Below are 17,972 nucleotides of genomic sequence, written 5' to 3' on the forward strand. Positions count from 1 at the left end.
CGTGTCAAGGCGGGAAAGCGTGCCTTGACACGGCTGGTCGGCGACTAAAGATCGGCTGTGGATCGGGGGCGGGGGAGGTCTGGTTGGGGTAGTCGGTCTTCTTGCGTTGCCGGGTGGCGGTTGTGTCCGACGTGCCTAGCCGGTCACCTGGAAGGTGGGCAGGATGCGGTCGTAGAGCGCGGTCTTCGCGGTCTCTTCCTGTTCCGTCGGCACCGTCACGCTCACCGCCCAGAGGCTGGTGCCCTGCTTGAACACCTTCGCGTACGTCGTGCGGCTCACGGATCCCGCCGGGGCCCTGTCGATGGTCCGGTACATCATCGTCAGGCCGTCCTGCTCGGCCAGCTTCGCCTGGTTGACCAGCTTGAACTCGCCGTTCGAGCGGCTCTTCTCCAGCGCCTTGACGTAGTCGGCGATGTCGTTGCCGGGGAAGTACTTCGGGAAGTGGTTCACCGCCAGCATCTGCGAGCCGTCCGCGGAGACGAACTGCACCAGCGTCGACAGGGGCAGGTCGTCGCCGGCCTGGGAGCTCGTGAACCGCGTCCAGTCGGCAGGCACGTCGACCGTGAAGGTGCCGTCCTGGGCTCCCTTGACGCTCGACGCCTCGCCCGTGCGCCGCTCGAAGACCGTGGGCTGCGGGACCGACGGCGCGGACGTCTCGTCCCGCGACGGGGGCGCCACCGGCTGCGCCCCGATCACCCGCGCCGCGACGAAACCGCCGAACGCGGCGGCCACGAACAACACCAGCGAAGCCACCACCAGCAACACCGTCGCCGTCGTGCTCCGGCCGGCCGCGGCCGGTGCGGCCAGCGTGGCAGCCGGGCGGGGCGCGGCCAGCGTGTCGGCCGGACGAGGCTGCCCGAACGGCAACGGCCCGGGATCGGCGGCCAGCTCGTTGCTCGCCTCCGCGCGGGGCGGGCCGAACGGCAGGGGACCGGGATCGGCCGCCAGCTCACCGCTCGCCTCCGCGGCACCGTCCTCCAGCACTGGGCTCGCCGAGATCTCCCGCGTGTCGGTGGCCTCCTCGCGCTGACCGCTCGCCGCGGCGAACATCTCCGGTCCGAACAGGACCCGCGGCGCCTTCTCCAGTATCGGGTACAACTGCCGCCGCACCTGCGCCAGCGGCAACCGGTCCCGCGGCTCCTTCGCCATCAACGCGGTGATCAACGGCGCGAGCGGACCAGGCGACGGCCGCGGCACCTCGCCCTTCACGACCTTCCCGATCGTCTCCAGCGGGTCGCCGTCCGCGTCGTACGGCGGGTGGCCCTCCACCGCGCAGAACAACGTCGCGCCCAGACCCCACAGGTCCGCGGCCGGGGTGACGGCTTTGCCGGAAGCCACCTCCGGGGCGATGTACGCCGGCGAACCCAGCGTCATCCCGGTGCGGGTCATCGACGCGTCCGACACGTTCCGGGCGATGCCGAAGTCGGTGAGCTTGATCCGCCCGTCCTCCGCGACCAGCACGTTCCCCGGCTTCACGTCACGGTGCGTGATGCCCGCGTTGTGCGCGGCCCCCAGCGCCGCGGCCACCGCGTCACCCACCGCGGCGGCCTGCTCGACCGACAGCGGCCCGTGGTCGCGGATCAGCTCGGCGAGGCTGTGCGACGGCAGCAGCTCCATCACGACGAACGGCTCGCCGTCCTGACGTGCGACGTCGTGCAGGGTGATCACGTTCGGGTGAGACAGCACGGCGATGGCCCTGGCCTCGCGCAGCGTCCGCTCCCGCAGCTCGTTCGCCTGGCCCGCGGTGACCCCGGGCGGCAGCAGGATCTCCTTCACCGCGACCGGCCGGTGCAGGAACTCGTCGTAGGCCGACCACACCGTGCCCATCGAGCCGGAGCCCAGCACGGAGCGCAGCCGGTACCGCCCGGCCACCACCCTGGTCTCCTCGCTCGAACTCGCCACGGCACCATTGTTGCGGATGCGCGCTCGGTGACTGCGGGCGCTGCCGGGCCGCGAGCAGAGTCACAATCGCGCCCCTTGCCCGCCCCCTACCATCAGACCTATGACTCAGGCTGGGACAACGGCGCCCACCCCGGATTCACCGGACGAGCTGGCCCTCGCCGCCGAGTTCGGGACGCCGCGGCACGAGGACTGGCAACGCCTCGTGGCGGGGGTGCTGACGAAGAGCGGAGTGCTGCCGGAGGACTTCGACGGCGCCCCGGAAAGCCTCCTGACCAGCAAGACCTACGACGGCATCGAGATCCAGCCGCTCTACACGGCGGACGATGCCACCGCGCCCGCCGGGTTCCCCGGCCTGCCCCCGTACGTGCGGGGCGCGCGGGCCGAAGGCAACGTCGGCATCGGCTGGGACGTGCGCGTCCTGCACGGCGGCGCCGACGCGGCCGAGACCAACAAGGCCGTCCTCGCCGACCTGGAGAACGGCGCCTCCTCGGTGTGGCTGCGCGTCGGTGGTGACGCACTGCCACTGGACGCCCTCGCCGACGCGCTCAACGAGGTCTACCTCGACCTCGCGCCGATCGTGCTCGACCCCGGCGCCGACTACGAGGCCGCCGCCGACGCGCTGCTCGGGCTGCTCGCCGAAAAGAACATCCCGGACAGCGAGGTCACCGGGACCATCGGCGCCGACCCGATCGCCCTGCGTGCCCGCACCGGCCGGCCGCACGACACCGCCCCCGCCGCCGCGCTCGCGGCCCGCCTGTCCGCCAAGTACCCGAAGCTGCGCACGCTGGTCGTCAACGCCCTGCCCTACCACGAGGCGGGCGGTTCCGACGCGCAGGAACTCGGCGCCGCCATCGCCGCCGGGGTGGCCTACCTGCGTGCCCTCACCGACGCCCGGCTGAGCGTGGACGCGGCCGCCGACCAGCTCGAGTTCCGCTTCGCCGCGACCGCCGACCAGTTCCTCACCATCGCCAAGCTGCGCGCCGCCCGCCGCCTGTGGGCGCGGGTGTGCGAGGTGTCCGGCGCGACCGCAGGCCGCGGCATGCGCCAGCACGCCGTCACCTCGCCCGCGATGTTCACCCGCCGCGACCCGTGGGTGAACATGCTGCGCAGCACCGTCGCCTGCTTTGCCGCCGGTGTCGGCGGCGCGGACGCGGTCACCGTCCTGCCGTTCGACTTCGCGATCGGGCTGCCCGACTCCTTCTCCCGCCGGATCGCCCGCAACACCCAGTCGATCCTGCTGGAGGAATCGAAGCTGTGCGGCGTGATCGACCCGGCGGGCGGCTCCTGGTACGTGGAGAACCTGACCGACGCGCTGGCCAACGCGGCCTGGCGCGAGTTCACCGAGATCGAGCGGCAGGGCGGCATCGAGGCGGTGCTGGACTCCGGCGCGCTCGCCGCCCGGCTCGCGGAGACCTGGGCGGCGCGGCAGAAGCGCCTGGCCACCCGCAAGGACCCGATCACCGGTGTCAGCGAGTTCCCGGACCTGCACGAGAAACCGGTCGAGCGCACCCCGGATCCGTCCGTTGTAGACGAGGGCGGGCTGCCGCGCGTGCGGTACGCGCAGGCCTACGAGGAGCTGCGGGACCGCTCCGACGCGCACCTCGCCGAGACGGGTGAGCGGCCGAAGGTCTTCCTCGCCACGCTCGGCCCGGTCGCCGCGCACACCGCCCGCGCGACCTTCGCGTCCAACCTCCTCCAGGCCGGCGGCATCGAACCGCTCAACCCGGGCGCGGTCGAGGACGTGGTCGCCGCCTTCCGCGAGAGCGGCGCGACGGTCGCCTGCCTGTGCGGCACCGACAAGCTCTACGCCGAGCACGCGGCGGACACCGCGAAGCAGCTCAAGGAAGCCGGCGCCAGGCGGGTGATCCTCGCGGGCAAGGGGCAGTACCCGGGCGTCGACACGTACGTGCACGCGGGCTGCGACGCCCTCGCTGCCCTGGCCGCCATCCTCGACACGCTGGGAGTGAAGTGATGGCCATCCCCGACTTCACCGACGTCGAACTCGGCATCCCCGACTCGGGCAGTCAGACCGGCTGGGCCGAGGCGCTCCACTCGAGCACCGGCAAGGGCGCCGACGCCCTGACCTGGGAAACCCCCGAGGGCATCGGCATCAAGCCGCTCTACACCGCCGAGGACACCGCCGGTCTGGACTTCCTGCGCACGTACCCGGGCATCGCGCCGTTCCTGCGCGGCCCGTACCCGACGATGTACGTCAACCAGCCGTGGACGATCCGCCAGTACGCCGGGTTCTCCACCGCGTCCGAGTCCAACGCCTTCTACCGCCGCAACCTCGCGGCCGGGCAGAAGGGCCTGTCGGTCGCCTTCGACCTGGCCACCCACCGCGGCTACGACTCCGACCACCCGCGCGTCGCCGGTGACGTCGGCATGGCGGGCGTGGCGATCGACTCCATCTACGACATGCGGCAGCTGTTCGACGGCATCCCGCTGGACAAGATGAGCGTGTCGATGACCATGAACGGCGCGGTGCTGCCCGTCATGGCGCTCTACATCGTGGCGGCCGAGGAGCAGGGCGTGCGGCCCGAGCAACTGGCCGGGACCATCCAGAACGACATCCTCAAGGAGTTCATGGTCCGCAACACCTACATCTACCCGCCGCAGCCGTCGATGCGGATCATCTCCGACATCTTCGCGTACACCTCGCAGCGGATGCCGCGGTTCAACTCGATCTCCATCTCCGGCTACCACATGCAGGAGGCCGGGGCGACCGCCGACCTGGAGCTGGCGTACACGCTGGCCGACGGCGTCGAGTACATCCGCGCCGGGATCGACGCGGGCCTGGAGGTCGACAAGTTCGCGCCGCGCCTGTCCTTCTTCTGGGCGATCGGCATGAACTTCTTCATGGAGGTCGCCAAGCTGCGGGCGGCCCGGCTGCTGTGGGCGAAGCTGGTCAAGCAGTTCGAGCCCAAGTCCGAGAAATCGCTGTCCCTGCGCACGCACAGCCAGACCAGCGGTTGGTCGCTGACCGCGCAGGACGTGTTCAACAACGTCATCCGCACCTGCGTCGAGGCGATGGCCGCGACCCAGGGGCACACGCAGTCGCTGCACACCAACGCACTCGACGAGGCGCTGGCCCTGCCCACCGACTTCTCCGCGCGCATCGCCCGCAACACCCAGCTGCTGCTGCAGCAGGAGTCCGGCACCACGCGCGTGATCGACCCGTGGGGCGGCAGCGCGTTCGTCGAGAAGCTGACCTACGACCTGGCGCGCAAGGCGTGGGGCCACATCAGCGAGGTCGAGTCGGCGGGCGGCATGGCCCGCGCGATCGACGCCGGCATCCCGAAGCTGCGCATCGAGGAGGCCGCGGCCCGCACCCAGGCGCGGATCGACTCCGGCCGCCAGCCGGTGATCGGCGTGAACAAGTACCAGGTGGTCGACGACCAGCAGATCGACGTGCTCAAGGTGGACAACGCCGGGGTGCGCGCCCAGCAGCTGGAGAAGCTGCGGCGGCTGCGCGAGGAGCGCGACGAGGACGCCACGCAGGACGCGCTGCGCCGTCTCACCGCGGCCGCGGAAGGCTCGGGCAACCTGCTGGAGCTGGCCGTCGACGCGGCCCGCGCCAAGGCGACGGTCGGGGAGATCTCCGACGCGCTGGAGAAGGTGTGGGGTCGCCACGCCGGGCAGATTCGTACGATCTCCGGGGTGTACCGCGACGAGGTCGGGAAATCCGGGAACGTGGAGAAGGCACGCGCGCGGGTCGAGGCGTTCGCCGAGGCCGAGGGGCGCCGTCCGCGCATCCTCGTCGCCAAGATGGGGCAGGACGGGCACGACCGCGGCCAGAAGGTGATCGCCACGGCGTTCGCCGACCTCGGCTTCGACGTCGACGTGGGCCCGCTGTTCTCCACGCCGGCCGAGGTCGCGCGCCAGGCGATCGAGGCGGACGTGCACGTCGTCGGCGTGTCCTCGCTGGCCGCCGGTCACCTGTCGCTGGTGCCCGCGCTGCGTGAGGAGCTGGCCCAGCTCGGGCGCGAGGACATCATGATCGTGTGCGGCGGCGTCATCCCGCCGCAGGACTACGACGAGCTGCGCGCCGCGGGCGCGTCGGCGATCTTCGGGCCGGGCACGGTCATCGCGGACGCCGCGCTGGACCTGCTCGACCAGCTCGAGCAGCGGGAGTCCTGAGCCCTTGCCGCGCAAGATCGACGTCGGTGCCTACGCCAAGGGTGTGCTCGCGGGCGACCGCGGCACCCTGTCCAGGGCGATCACGCTGGTCGAGTCCCAGCGGCCGGACCACCGGCAGCTCGCCCAGGAGCTGCTGGTCGAGCTGCTGCCGCACGCCGGTGGCGCGCGGCGCGTCGGGATCACCGGCGTGCCCGGGGTCGGCAAGTCGACCTTCATCGACCAGCTCGGCACCGACCTGACCGAGTCCGGCCACCGGGTCGCGGTGCTGGCCGTGGACCCGTCGTCGACCCGGACCGGCGGCAGCATCCTCGGCGACAAGACCCGCATGGCGCGGCTGGCCAACGACCCGGCCGCGTTCATCCGGCCGTCGCCGACGTCCGGCACGCTCGGCGGCGTCGCCCGCGCCACCCGCGAGACGATCGTGCTGATGGAGGCCGCCGGGTACGACGTCGTGCTGGTCGAGACCGTCGGCGTCGGGCAGTCCGAGGTGACCGTGGCGAACATGGTCGACTGCTTCCTGTTCCTGACGCTGGCCCGCACCGGCGACCAGTTGCAGGGCATCAAGAAGGGCGTGCTGGAGCTCGCCGACGTGATCGCGGTGAACAAGGCCGACGGCGAGCACGAGCGCGACGCCAAGCGCGCCGCGCGGGAGCTGGCCGGGGCGCTGCGGATGATCTACGGCCCGGACGCGGCGTGGACGCCGCCGGTGCTGACCTGCAGCGGGCTCAACGACATCGGCCTGGACACGGTGTGGCAGCAGATCGAGCGGCACCGGGAAACGCTGGCGGGATCCGGCGAGCTGGACCGCAAGCGCAAGCAGCAGCAGGTCGACTGGACCTGGGCCATGGTGCGCGAACAGCTGCAGGCCCGCCTCGCCGAGCACCCGGGCGTGAAAGCGCTGGTACCCGAGGTCGAGGAGGACGTCCGGGAGGGCAGGCTCACCGCCACGCTGGCCGCGCAGAAGATCTTGGACGCCTTCTCCGCGTGAGTCTCCTTGTTGACGGGTAACCGAACCGGCACACTGGGCAGCATGGTCAAGGTGCGTGCCGTGCTGGCGGGTCTGATGCTGACGACGATGGTCACGTTCGCCGTGCCCACCGCGCCCGCGCTCGCCGCGCCGGTGGCCGTGCACGTCGCCGCCGACGTGGTGGCGCAGCAGACCACGGACCCCGGGCCGCGCATCAACCCCGACGAGAACAGCAAGGCCAACCAGGAGAAGACGAAGAACAAGATCATCGTCGGGGTGCTCGCCGCCGTGCTCGCCGCCATCGTCCTCTGGGGACGGAGCGTGCGGCGCAAGAAGCGCAAGGCCTCCAGCTGACCACACGCGGCGCATTCGGTTACGCCGTATTCCGTAGTGCCGCTCGCCGCAGATCCACTACCGGCCGTCGCCCAGCGTGAGATCCGGTTCGAAGATTGCTCCTTGCATGGTGCAGGATTGCGTCAAATGGGTTACGTAGTTCTCGGTGTGTATGGAGGTGCGGCGTGACCGTGCTGGACTCCCGCCCGGAGGTGCCCGGTGATCACGGTGGTCGCCCTACCTCGTTCGAGGCGTCGGACGCGCTGATCACGGCGGACGGCGTCAGCATGGCTCCCGTGACCGATCTCGGTGCGGGCCGGGGCCCCTTCTGGCTGGACGAGTGGCTCGAGCGCGGCGGTACGGACCTGGTCGCCTGGCGCCGCCACATCCACGCCCACCCGGAACTGGCGCGTCACGAGTTCGCGACCACCGAGCTGATCTGCGACATCCTGCGCTCGGCCGGTCTCAGCCCGGAGATCCTGCCCGGCGGCACCGGTGTGGTGTGCGACGTCGGATCGGGTGACCGCTGCGTCGCGCTGCGGGCCGACATCGACGCGCTGCCGCTCACCGAGGCGACCGGCCTGCCCTACTCGTCGACGGTGGACGGCGCGGCGCACGCCTGCGGGCACGACGCGCACACCGCGATCCTGCTCGGCGCGGCCAAGGCCCTCGCGTCGGCGCCCGAGCTGCCCGGCCGCGTGCGGCTGATCTTCCAGCCGGCCGAGGAGGTCATGCCCGGCGGCGCGCTCGACGTGATCACCGCGGGTGGTCTCGACGGCGTCGACCGGATCTTCGGCCTGCACTGCGACCCGCGGGTCGAGGTCGGCAAGATCGGCACCCGCGTCGGCGCGCTGACGTCGGCCGCCGACCTCATCGAGCTGCGGCTGACCTCGCCCGGCGGGCACACGTCCCGGCCGCACCTGACCGCCGACCTGGTGCACGCGCTGGGTGTCGCGATCACCTCGCTGCCGTCGCTGCTGTCCCGGCGGGTCGACCCGCGCTCCGGCACCGTGCTGGTGTGGGGCGCGGTGCACGCCGGGCAGGCCGCCAACGCGGTGCCCGAGGAGGGCGTGCTGCGGGGCACGCTGCGGACGGCCGAACACGAGGTGTGGAAGGCGCTGGAGCCGCTCGTCCGCTCGTCGGTGGAGTCGCTGCTGACGCCCTACGGGGTCGGTTTCGAGCTGGACTACCGCCGCGGGGTGCCGCCGGTCGTCGGCGACGAGGACAGCACGGCGCTGCTGCGCGCCGGAATCGAGGCGGCCCTCGGCGACGATGCGGTGACCGGTACCGAACAGTCGTCGGGCGGCGAGGACTTCGCCTGGTACCTGGAGCACGTGCCGGGCGCCTTCTGCCGCCTCGGGGTGTGGTCCGGCGAAGGCGACCAGCGCGACCTGCACCGCCCCACCTTCGAACTGGACGAGCGCGCGCTGCACGTCGGCGTCCGCGTCCTGGTCCACACCGCGCTGGCCGCCCTGGCCTGACCAGCACGAACAAGGCCGGCGAGCGTCTGGGTGACGCTCGCCGGCCTTCGCTTGTCCACAGGGCCGGCGGTTGTCCACAGGGGTTGTGGACAAGCCGGGGTCAGGATGTGATACCGCGGCAGGGGCGGGTGCGCAGGTCGTCCACGTAGTCCGTCGGCGCGCCCGCGGCCTCGGCGGCGTCGGCGAGCACGCCCAGGTACCGGGCCGACGGCAGACCGCCCTCGTAGGCGTCCAGCACGTACAGCCAGGCCAGCGCGGAGCCGTCCATCGTCTGCACGCGGAGCCGGATCTTGTTGTGCATGCCCAGCTCGCCGCCTTCCCAGCTGTCCAGCCGGGCCTCGTCCAGCGGCGTCACGTCGTACAGCACGACGAAGACCCGGGAGCCCGGGTCTTCGACGATGGTCGCCAGGGCGCCTTCCCAGCCGAGGTCCTCGCCTCCGAAGGTCAGCCGCCACCCCTCCAGCCAGCCCGTGCCGGCCATGGGCGAATGCGGCGCCCGCTCCATCATCTGATTCGGATCCATGTTGGACCCGTAGGCGGCATACAACGGCACGCGCACAGCCTAGCCGCCCATCGCTCACCCGACCGGACGTACTCCAGGTGTCGCGGCCTAAGGTTGTGGATGAGGTGCGCGTAAGGAGGAGGAGACCACGTGACCAGGATCGTGATCATGGGCGGCGGACCGGCGGGCTACGAGGCGGCGCTGGTGGCCGCACAGCACGGCGCCGACGTCACGATCGTCGAGAAGGACGGGCTCGGCGGCGCGTGCGTGCTCTACGACTGCGTCCCGTCGAAGACGTTCATCGCCTCCTCCGGCGCCCGCGCGAACATGCACGGCCTCGGTGAGCTGGGGATCATCACCGACATGGCCGACACGAGCGTCGACCTGCGCACCGTGCACGGCCGGGTCAAGGGCCTCGCGCTCGCCCAGTCCGCCGACATCCGCGCCCGCGTGCAGCGCGAAGGTGTGAAAGTCCTCACCGGCGAGGGCCGGTTCGACGACGACGAGCCCGGCCTGGCCACCCACAAGGTGCGCGTCACGAAGGCCACCGGCGACGTCGACGTGCTCGACGCCGACGTCGTCCTGATCGCCACCGGCGCCACCCCGCGCGTGCTGCCGGGCGCGGTGCCCGACGGCGAGCGCATCCTCGACTGGCGTCAGCTCTACGACCTGCCGGAACTGCCCGAGCACCTGGTCGTGGTCGGGTCCGGCGTGACCGGCGCCGAGTTCGCGTCCGCCTACACCGAGATGGGCGTCAAGGTCACCCTCGTCTCCAGCCGCGACCGCGTCCTGCCGCACGAGGACGCGGACGCCGCCGCCGTGCTGGAGGAGGTGTTCGCCCAGCGCGGCAACACCGTCGTCAAGCATGCGCGCGCGGAGCGGGTCGAGCGCACCGAGAAGGGCGTCGAGGTCCACCTGCAGGACGGCCGCGTCATCGAGGGCACCCACGCGCTGATGACCGTCGGCTCGGTGCCCAACACCAAGGACATCGGCCTGGAGCGGGTCGGCATCGAGCCCGGCCCCGGCGGGTTCATCACGGTCGACCGCGTGTCCCGCACCAGCGTCCCCGGCATCTACGCGGCCGGCGACTGCACCGGTGTGCTGATGCTCGCGTCGGTGGCCAGCATGCAGGGCCGGATCGCGATGTGGCACGCGCTCGGCGAGGGCGTCGCGCCGATCAAGCTGAAGACGGTCGCCGCGAACGTGTTCACCCACCCGGAGATCGCGACCGTCGGCATCAGCCAGAGCGCGATCGACTCCGGCGAGGTGCCTGCCCGGACCATCATGCTGCCGCTGGCGACCAACGCGCGGGCCAAGATGGAGGGGCTGCGCCGCGGTTTCGTGAAGCTGTTCTGCCGTCCGGCGACCGGTGTGATCGTCGGCGGCGTGGTCGTGGCGCCGACGGCGAGCGAGCTGATCCTGCCGATCGCGCTGGCGGTGCAGAACCAGCTGACGGTCGACCACCTGGCGCTCACCTTCGCGGTGTACCCGTCGCTGTCCGGCTCCATCACGGAGGCCGCGCGGCAGCTGATGCGGCACGACGACCTGGACTGACGTCACGGTTGGGTGTCGGGGGCCAACCCCGGCACCCGGCGGCGCGCCTTAAGGGCCATCAGCTCTACCGCCGTGAGGCCGCCATGAGAACAACCGCCATCGCCGCCGGCTTCTTCGCGACCCTGGTCGCCGCCACGCCGGCGTTCGCGCAGACCACCACCACTTCGCCGGAGGAAACCAGCTCGGCGGAGGAGACCACTTCGGCGCCGATGCCCGTCTGGTTGAAGCTGTCCGCGTACAGCGGGCACGCCGGCGAGCAGGTCTCGGTCGCCGCCGCGTGCGACGCCGAAGCCAGTCCACTCACCACTCGAGCCCTGCGGGTGACGCAACCGCTTGCGGCGAACGCGGAGGGTCATCAGCCGTGGGCGTTGTTCGCCGAGACGGTGATCCGCGACGTGCCGGAAGGCTCCTATCCGGTGTCGTTCCACTGCGGTGGGGAACCGGTGACCGTCTACTTCACCGTGCTCGAGCGGGATTCGTCGGCCGCGCCGGGCAAGGCGGACCAGAGCCCGGGGCAGACGCGGGTCGTGCCGCGGGGCGCGCCGCAGACCGGTGACGGGTCGCTGGCGCCGTGATCCGGGCGGCGTTCGCCGCGGTGGTGGGCCTGCTCCTGCTGTGCGGTTGCGCCGCATCGCCGGAGCAGGCCCGGCCGGTCGCGGCTCCCGCTGCCGTGGAGATCCCGGCGATCGGGGCGCGCTCGACGCTGATCCCGTTGGGGCTCAACGAGGACGGGACGGTGGAGACGCCGCCGGTGACTTCGCCAGAGCAGGCGGGCTGGTATTCACACGGCCCGGCGCCGGGGGAGCGCGGGCCCGCGGTGGTGCTCGGGCACGTCGACGGCAACCGGCGGCCGGGGATTTTCGCGCGGTTGGAGGAACTCTCGCCCGGTGACCGGGTGGAGGTGTCGCGTGTGGACGGTTCGCGGGCGGGTTTCGTGGTGACCCGCGTGGAGCGGGTGGCGAAGGCGGACTTCCCGACGGCCGCGGTGTACGGCGACACGGCCGGCCCGGAGCTGCGGCTCATCACCTGCGGCGGCGAGTTCGACCGGGCGGCGCGCAGTTATCGGGACAACGTGATCGTGTACGCCGTTCTCGGCTGACCCGTTTTTGTGTCGACGTCGGCGACCGCCAGGTACGTCGTCCACGCCGCGCCCTGGTCGTCCACCGCGGGTGGTAACGGGCCGACCGCGAAGATCGGCGAGGCAGGCGGTCAGGTGCTGTTGCCGCCCGGCGATGTCGGCGATTCGGGCCGGGTGGCGATCGCGGCCGACCCGACGGGCGCGGCGTTCGGCCTCTGGCAGGCGAAGGGGCACATCGGCGCGGGAATCGCGAACGTGCCGGGCACGCTGGTCTGGAACGAGTGCATGACACGCGACTTCGACTCGGCGAAAGGTTTTTACGGCCGAGTGTTCGGCTACCGCTTCGACGACCTGTCCGCAGACGGCTTCGTCTACGCGGCGCTGAACGTGGACGACCGGACGGTCGGCGGGCTGGGACAGCTGCCGCCGGAGGTCCCGGCGCAGGTGCCGCCGCACTGGTCAGTCTACTTCGGAGTGACGGACACCGACGAGGCGCTGGCGAAAGCGGAGTCCCTTGGCGGCCGCCGGATGACCGAGCCGCAGGACTCACCGTACGGGCGAATGGCCCAGGTACTGGACGACCAAGGGGTGCCGTTCACACTGATCGCGGTGGAGTCCTGAGCGGAGGACGGTAGGGGTTTCGGTAGGGGTTTCGGTCGGGGAGGGGATGCCGAGGTTTTCGATGAGCTGAGTCCTGCGCCTGCGCGGCGGACGGTCCCGCTGGGGCCGCGCCGGGCCGCGCAGGTTGTTGCGCGCTGAGTCGCAGTGCCGAACTCGGGCTGAGGCACGGTTGCTTCGGACCGGATCGCAGCGCCGTGCTGGTGGCGCGGGGTTGTTGCGCGTCGCGCCGGATTGCAGCGCCGTGCTGGTGGCGCGGGGTTGTTGCGCGTCGCGCCGGATTGCAGCGCCGTGCTGGTGGCACGGGGTTGTTGCGCGTCGAGTCGGAGTGCTGAGCTCGCGCTGCGTGAGGTTGCTTCGCGCCGGATCGCAGCGCCGTGCTGGACGCGCGAGGTTGTTGCACGCTGAGCGCGTGCCCTGCGTCAGCTTCCCGCCGCGCCCGGTCGCGGCCCGCGGCGGCCCAGCGCCGCCCCGCCCTGCCATCGCTCACCGCAGGGCGCGATCCGAGCGCACTGGAACGAGCCGACCGTACCGGTCGTGAGCCGAGTGCACCGGTCGTGAGCCGACCGCACCCGTTGCGAGCCGAGCGAGCCGGACTGCGGTGCGAGCCGAGCGCACTGGAACGAGCCGACCGCGCCCGTCGCGAGCTGAGCGCACCCGTCGCGAGCTGAGCGCACCCGTCGCGAGCCGACCGCACCCGGAGCGAGCCGAGCGCACCGGAGTGCGGCGCGCGCCTCCCGGCGAAAACCCTGCCGTGGCAAGGAAACGCGCGCCGCCGCCGTCACTCCACCCAGTCGAAGGTCTTCGTCACCGCCTTCTTCCAGTTGTGGTACTGCGCCTCGCGGTGCTGGGCGTCCATCGACGGGTTCCACTCCTTGTCCTGGGCCCAGTTGTTGCGGATGTCGTCCTCGCTCGCCCAGAAACCGACCGCCAAGCCGGCGGCGTACGCGGCGCCGAGGGCCGTCGTCTCCGCCACCACCGGGCGGATCACCGGGACGTCCAGGATGTCGGCCTGGAACTGCATCAACAGCTCGTTCACGACCATCCCGCCGTCGACCTTCAGCGACTTCAGCGGCACGCCCGAGTCCGCGTTCATCGCCTCGATCACCTCGCGCGTCTGGAACGCCGTCGCCTCCAGGACCGCCCGCGCGATGTGCCCCTTGTTCACGTACCGCGTCAACCCGGCGATCACGCCACGCGCGTCCGACCGCCAGTACGGCGCGAACAGGCCCGAGAACGCCGGCACGAAGTACGCCCCGCCGTTGTCCTCCACCGTGCGCGCCAGCTCCTCGATCTCGGCGGCATTTCTGATGATCCCGAGGTTGTCCCGCAGCCACTGCACCAGCGAACCGGTCACCGCGATGGAACCCTCCAGCGCGTACACCGTGTCGTTCGACCCGATCTTGTAACAGACCGTCGTGAGGAGGCCGTTTTCCGACATCACCTTCTCCGTGCCCGTGTTGAGCAGCACGAAGTTGCCGGTGCCGTAGGTGTTCTTGGCCTCGCCGGGGGACAGGCACGCCTGCCCGAACGTCGCGGCCTGCTGGTCACCGAGGATGCCGGCGATCGGCACACCCGACAGCACGCCACGCGGGCGCACCTTGCCGTACTCCTCGGACGACGACCGGATCTCCGGCAGCATCGACATGGGAATCCCCATGTCCGCCGCGATCTCCTCGTCCCAGCTCAGCGTGTCCAGGTCCATCAGCAGGGTGCGCGAGGCGTTCGTCGGGTCCGTCACGTGCACCCCGCCGTCCGGGCCGCCCGTCATGTTCCACACGGTCCAGGTGTCCATGTTGCCGAACACCAGATCGCCGGCCTCCGCGCGTTCCCGCGCGCCGTCCACGTTGTCCAGGATCCACTTGACCTTCGGCCCGGAGAAGTACGTCGCCAGCGGCAGACCCGTCTTCGGCCGGTACCGCTCCTGGCCACCGCCGAGCTCGCCGAGCTGGTCGACGATCCGGTCGGTGCGGGTGTCCTGCCAGACGATCGCGTTGTAGACCGGCTTGCCCGTCTTCCGGTCCCACACCAGCGCCGTCTCGCGCTGGTTCGTGATGCCCACCGCGGCGATGTCCCCGGCCTGCAGGTCGGCCTTGGCGAGCGCGCCCGCGGTGACCGCGCGCGTGTTCTCCCAGATCTCCTCCGCGTTGTGCTCGACCCACCCGGCCTGCGGGAAGATCTGCTCGTGCTCCCTCTGTTCGACGGCGACCACCCGCCCGGAGTGGTCGAAGATCATCGCCCTGGTGGACGTCGTGCCCTGGTCGATGGCGGCGACATATGAGGCCATGGGACTCCTCCCGTTGATTTGCCTGCCTATGGGCTATTCGGATCGCTGCACCTGCCGCCCGGACCGGGTCTGGTCCGTCTCGGGCAGGACGTCCCCCTCGGCCCGGGCGCCGTCGCCCGCCTCGCCGTCGGCGGAGCCGGGAACGCGGCCGGGCGGCGGCGTCGGCTCGGCGCCCGGCGCCGGCCGGACCGCCAGCACGCTGCCGATGAAGAAGTCGTAGACCAGCACACCGACCACACCGCCGACGAGCGGTCCCACTATCGGAATCCACCAGTACGAGCTGAACCACTCCCCGTTGCCCGGGAAGGCCGCGTCCCCCCACCCGGCGAAGAACGCCAGCAACCGTGGCCCGAGGTCGCGGGCCGGGTTGATCGCGTACCCGGCGTTCGTCCCGTAGGTGAGGCCGATCGCGACCACGACCAAGCCGACCACGAACGGGGCGAGATTGGCCGACGGGGGTTGGTTGCGGGCGTCGATGATCGCCGCGATGATGGCGACGAGGATCGCCGTTCCGACGATCTGGTCGACGAGCGGTCCCCACACCCCGTTGCCGAAGTACTCCGCGGGGAACGTCGCGAAGATCGAGAACGTGCCCACCGAACCGTCCCGGCCCGTCGGCGGGTTCTGCGACGCGAGGAACGCGTCGATCGCGTTGTGGTACACCGCCAGGACCACCGCCGCGCCGGCGAACGCGCCGACCACCTGGGCCGCCCAGTAGGGCAGGACCTTCGCCCAGGGGAACTTGCGGCGGATGGCCCAGGCCAGGGTCACCGCCGGATTGATGTGGGCCCCGCTGACCCCGCCCGCCACGTAGACGGCGAAGACCACCGCGAGGCCCCAGCCCCACGCGATGATCAACCAGTTGGCGGGCCCGAAGTCGACGGTTTGGCGGCCCGAGCCCGGCAGGCCGACCACGGCCACGGCCACGGATCCGCAACCGAGGATGATGAGGATCGCGGTGCCGAGGAACTCGGCCAGTAGTTCACCCGCCGTGGTCTGCCGCATCCTCGTCCAGGGACGGGCTGTCCGGTCGGTCATGACACACCTCCCAATGCGCGAGACGACGTTGTCCCGAACGTCACATGGTGCTCGCCCGCCGACCGGACGACAAGCGCTTGCGCGGTGAGGACGTGCGGAAACGTGTCATGCTGGGTGGGTGCAGCGGACGTTCACGAGGGAAGGAACCGGAGTGACTGAGGCGAAGCTGGGGCCGGAGGCGAGGGAGGAGACCTGGCGGCGGCTCGGGGCGGAGACGTTCGACCTCGTGGTGATCGGTGGCGGGGTGGTCGGCGCGGGCACCGCGCTCGACGCGGCCACGCGCGGCCTGCGGGTCGCCCTGGTCGAGGCCCGTGACCTGGCGTCCGGCACGTCGAGCCGGTCGAGCAAGCTCTTCCACGGTGGCCTGCGGTACCTCGAACAGCTCGAGTTCGGTCTCGTCCGCGAGGCGCTGCGCGAGCGCGAGCTGATGCTCACCCGCATCGCGCCACACCTGGTGAAGCCGGTCAGCTTCCTGTACCCGCTGCAGCACCGCGTCTGGGAACGTCCCTACACCGCGGCCGGCCTGTTCCTGTACGACACGATGGGCGGCGCGAGGTCGGTGCCGGGGCAGAAGCACCTCACCCGTGCGGGCGCACTTCGGCTGGTCCCCGCACTCAAACGCGATGCCCTGATCGGGGGAATCCGGTACTACGACTCGCAGGCCGACGACGCCCGCCACACCATGACCGTCGCCCGCACCGCCGCGCACTACGGCGCGGTGGTCCGGACCAGCACCCAGGTCGTCGGGTTCCTGCGGGAGGCCGACCGGGTGTCCGGTGTGCGCGTGCGGGACGTGGAGGACGGGCGCGAGACGGAGGTCCACGCGAACGCGGTCATCAACTGCACCGGGGTCTGGACCGACGAGCTGCAGCGCCTGTCCGGCAGCCGCGGCCGGTTCCGGGTGCGTGCGAGCAAGGGCGTGCACATCGTGGTGCCGCGGGACCGGATCGTGTCGGAGTCCGGGCTGATCCTGCGCACCGAGAAGTCCGTGTTGTTCGTGATCCCTTGGCGGAACCACTGGATCGTCGGCACGACGGACACCGACTGGAACCTCGACCTGGCGCACCCCGCGGCCACGAAGAACGACATCGACTACATCCTCGAGCACGTCAACTCGGTGCTCGCGACGCCGCTGACGCACGACGACATCGAGGGTGTCTACGCCGGACTGCGGCCGCTGCTGGCCGGGGAGAGCGAGGAGACGTCGAAGCTGTCCCGCGAGCACGCGGTGGCGCGCGTGGCGCCCGGGCTGGTCGCGATCGCGGGCGGCAAGTACACGACGTACCGGGTGATGGCCGCCGACGCGGTCGACGCCGCCGCGCCCGACCTGCCCGGCCGGTTGCAGCCGTCCATCACCGACAAGGTGCCGCTGCTCGGCGCCGACGGCTACCACGCGCTGGTCAACCAGGCCGACCACCTCGCCGCGCAGCACGGCCTGCACCCGTACCGGGTCCGGCACCTGCTCGACCGGTACGGCTCGCTCGTGCACGAGGTGCTGGCGCTCGGCGACGGCAAGCCGGAGCTGCTGCGGCCGATCGAGCACGCCCCGGACTACCTCGGGGTCGAGGCGGTGTACGCGGCCAGTCACGAGGGCGCGCTGCACCTGGAGGACATCCTCGCCCGGCGCACCCGCATCTCGATCGAGTACCCGCACCGCGGTGTGGATTGCGCCGAGGCGGTGGCGCGGATGGTCGCGGACGTGCTGGGCTGGTCCGAGGAGGCGGTCCGGCGCGAGGTCGAGGTGTACACCGCGAGGGTCGCCGCGGAGCGGGACTCGCAGACGCAGCCGAGCGACGAGGCAGCCGACGAGCGGCGGTCCAGCGCGCCGGAGGCGAGGGCCCGGTTGACCGCCCCGGTGGGGTGAGGTTTCCGGGCTGAGGGGCCACCCGGCGGGACGGTTGCCGCCGAGCTCGGCGTGCCGGGCTGACGGTGTGGCGGGGCTGACGGGCGCGGCCCGAGGGTTGGTGGTTCGCGGCCGTGCCGCGACCGGCCGAGCTCGGTGCGGCTGGGCCGGCGGCGCAGCCGCGCTGACGAGCGCGGCCCGGGGGGGGGGGGGTGGGGGGTGGGTCGCG

The 17,972-nt window shown here is 71.6% G+C and carries 14 protein-coding genes; 10 read left to right on the plus strand and 4 right to left on the minus strand.

What is annotated here, in order from left to right; genetic code table 11:
* Positions 1 to 135: 135 nt before the first annotated feature.
* Positions 136 to 1,875: a serine/threonine-protein kinase gene (locus ABZ215_RS38910; protein WP_354955630.1), complete on the minus strand. Its 1,740-nt coding sequence runs from the start codon at positions 1,873 to 1,875 to the stop codon at positions 136 to 138.
* Positions 1,876 to 2,002: 127 nt separating this feature from the next.
* Here ABZ215_RS38910 and ABZ215_RS38915 point away from each other — a divergent pair, with 127 nt between their 5' ends.
* The 5 genes from ABZ215_RS38915 to ABZ215_RS38935 all read left to right on the plus strand — a co-directional run bounded on the left by ABZ215_RS38915 (position 2,003) and on the right by ABZ215_RS38935 (position 8,823).
* Positions 2,003 to 3,874, plus strand: coding sequence for a methylmalonyl-CoA mutase family protein (locus tag ABZ215_RS38915; RefSeq protein WP_354955616.1), 1,872 nt, complete (start codon positions 2,003 to 2,005; stop codon positions 3,872 to 3,874).
* Positions 3,874 to 6,042 carry a methylmalonyl-CoA mutase gene (scpA, locus tag ABZ215_RS38920; RefSeq protein WP_354955618.1) on the plus strand — a complete coding sequence of 723 codons (2,169 nt, stop codon included), beginning with the start codon at positions 3,874 to 3,876 and terminating at the stop codon, positions 6,040 to 6,042. The genes ABZ215_RS38915 and scpA overlap by 1 nt, the downstream gene beginning before the upstream one ends.
* A 4-nt stretch (positions 6,043 to 6,046) precedes the next feature.
* Positions 6,047 to 7,030, plus strand: a complete 984-nt coding sequence (gene meaB / locus ABZ215_RS38925) for a methylmalonyl Co-A mutase-associated GTPase MeaB (RefSeq protein WP_027932491.1) — start codon at positions 6,047 to 6,049, stop codon at positions 7,028 to 7,030.
* 42 nt (positions 7,031 to 7,072) lie between these two features.
* Entirely contained in the window at positions 7,073 to 7,363 is a 291-nt protein-coding gene (locus ABZ215_RS38930; RefSeq protein WP_237338746.1) for a hypothetical protein, read from the plus strand.
* 164 nt (positions 7,364 to 7,527) lie between these two features.
* Positions 7,528 to 8,823, plus strand: coding sequence for a M20 family metallopeptidase (locus tag ABZ215_RS38935; RefSeq protein WP_020423176.1), 1,296 nt, complete (start codon positions 7,528 to 7,530; stop codon positions 8,821 to 8,823).
* 100 nt (positions 8,824 to 8,923) lie between these two features.
* Here ABZ215_RS38935 and ABZ215_RS38940 read toward each other — a convergent pair whose 3' ends face one another.
* Positions 8,924 to 9,376 (minus strand): gamma-glutamylcyclotransferase, encoded by a 453-nt coding sequence (locus tag ABZ215_RS38940; protein ID WP_039792089.1) that lies wholly within the window; start codon positions 9,374 to 9,376, stop codon positions 8,924 to 8,926.
* Between the two features lie 99 nt (positions 9,377 to 9,475).
* On the opposite strand from ABZ215_RS38940, the gene ABZ215_RS38945 reads away from it, so the two are divergent.
* The 4 genes from ABZ215_RS38945 (at position 9,476) to ABZ215_RS38960 (ending at position 12,578) form a co-directional block, all read left to right on the plus strand.
* Positions 9,476 to 10,879: an NAD(P)H-quinone dehydrogenase gene (locus tag ABZ215_RS38945; protein WP_020423174.1), complete on the plus strand. Its 1,404-nt coding sequence runs from the start codon at positions 9,476 to 9,478 to the stop codon at positions 10,877 to 10,879.
* Positions 10,880 to 10,962: 83 nt separating this feature from the next.
* On the plus strand, positions 10,963 to 11,454 hold the full coding sequence (locus tag ABZ215_RS38950) for a hypothetical protein (RefSeq protein ID WP_354955620.1): 492 nt from the start codon (positions 10,963 to 10,965) through the stop codon (positions 11,452 to 11,454).
* A complete protein-coding gene (locus ABZ215_RS38955) occupies positions 11,451 to 11,978 on the plus strand; it encodes a class F sortase (protein ID WP_354955622.1) in 528 nt (175 codons plus the stop codon). Before ABZ215_RS38950 ends, ABZ215_RS38955 begins: the two co-directional genes overlap by 4 nt.
* 9 nt (positions 11,979 to 11,987) lie before the next feature.
* Positions 11,988 to 12,578: a VOC family protein gene (locus ABZ215_RS38960; protein WP_354955624.1), complete on the plus strand. Its 591-nt coding sequence runs from the start codon at positions 11,988 to 11,990 to the stop codon at positions 12,576 to 12,578.
* A gap of 778 nt (positions 12,579 to 13,356) precedes the next feature.
* Here the strand turns inward: ABZ215_RS38960 and glpK are convergent.
* Together glpK and ABZ215_RS38970 are read right to left on the minus strand one after the other, a co-directional pair.
* Positions 13,357 to 14,862 carry a glycerol kinase GlpK gene (gene glpK, locus ABZ215_RS38965; RefSeq protein ID WP_354955626.1) on the minus strand — a complete coding sequence of 502 codons (1,506 nt, stop codon included), beginning with the start codon at positions 14,860 to 14,862 and terminating at the stop codon, positions 13,357 to 13,359.
* Between the two features lie 33 nt (positions 14,863 to 14,895).
* Entirely contained in the window at positions 14,896 to 15,900 is a 1,005-nt protein-coding gene (locus ABZ215_RS38970; RefSeq protein WP_354955628.1) for an MIP/aquaporin family protein, read from the minus strand.
* A gap of 151 nt (positions 15,901 to 16,051) precedes the next feature.
* Here ABZ215_RS38970 and ABZ215_RS38975 point away from each other — a divergent pair, with 151 nt between their 5' ends.
* A complete protein-coding gene (locus ABZ215_RS38975) occupies positions 16,052 to 17,764 on the plus strand; it encodes a glycerol-3-phosphate dehydrogenase/oxidase (RefSeq protein WP_237338750.1) in 1,713 nt (570 codons plus the stop codon).
* Positions 17,765 to 17,972: the final 208 nt, after the last annotated feature.

Origin of the sequence: Amycolatopsis sp. NPDC006131, assembly GCF_040614175.1 — a bacterium.
Classification (GTDB): domain Bacteria; phylum Actinomycetota; class Actinomycetes; order Mycobacteriales; family Pseudonocardiaceae; genus Amycolatopsis_E; species Amycolatopsis_E tucumanensis.

Bases quoted from the DNA above. Each gene is read 5' to 3' on its own strand.
- ABZ215_RS38915 (WP_354955616.1), top strand. From the start codon at position 2,003: ATGACTCAGGCTGGGACAACGGCGCCCACCCCGGATTCACCGGACGAG.
- scpA (WP_354955618.1), top strand. From the start codon at position 3,874: ATGGCCATCCCCGACTTCACCGACGTCGAACTCGGCATCCCCGACTCG.
- ABZ215_RS38930 (WP_237338746.1), top strand. From the start codon at position 7,073: ATGGTCAAGGTGCGTGCCGTGCTGGCGGGTCTGATGCTGACGACGATG.
- ABZ215_RS38950 (WP_354955620.1), top strand. From the start codon at position 10,963: ATGAGAACAACCGCCATCGCCGCCGGCTTCTTCGCGACCCTGGTCGCC.
- glpK (WP_354955626.1), bottom strand. From the start codon at position 14,862: ATGGCCTCATATGTCGCCGCCATCGACCAGGGCACGACGTCCACCAGG.
- ABZ215_RS38970 (WP_354955628.1), bottom strand. From the start codon at position 15,900: ATGACCGACCGGACAGCCCGTCCCTGGACGAGGATGCGGCAGACCACG.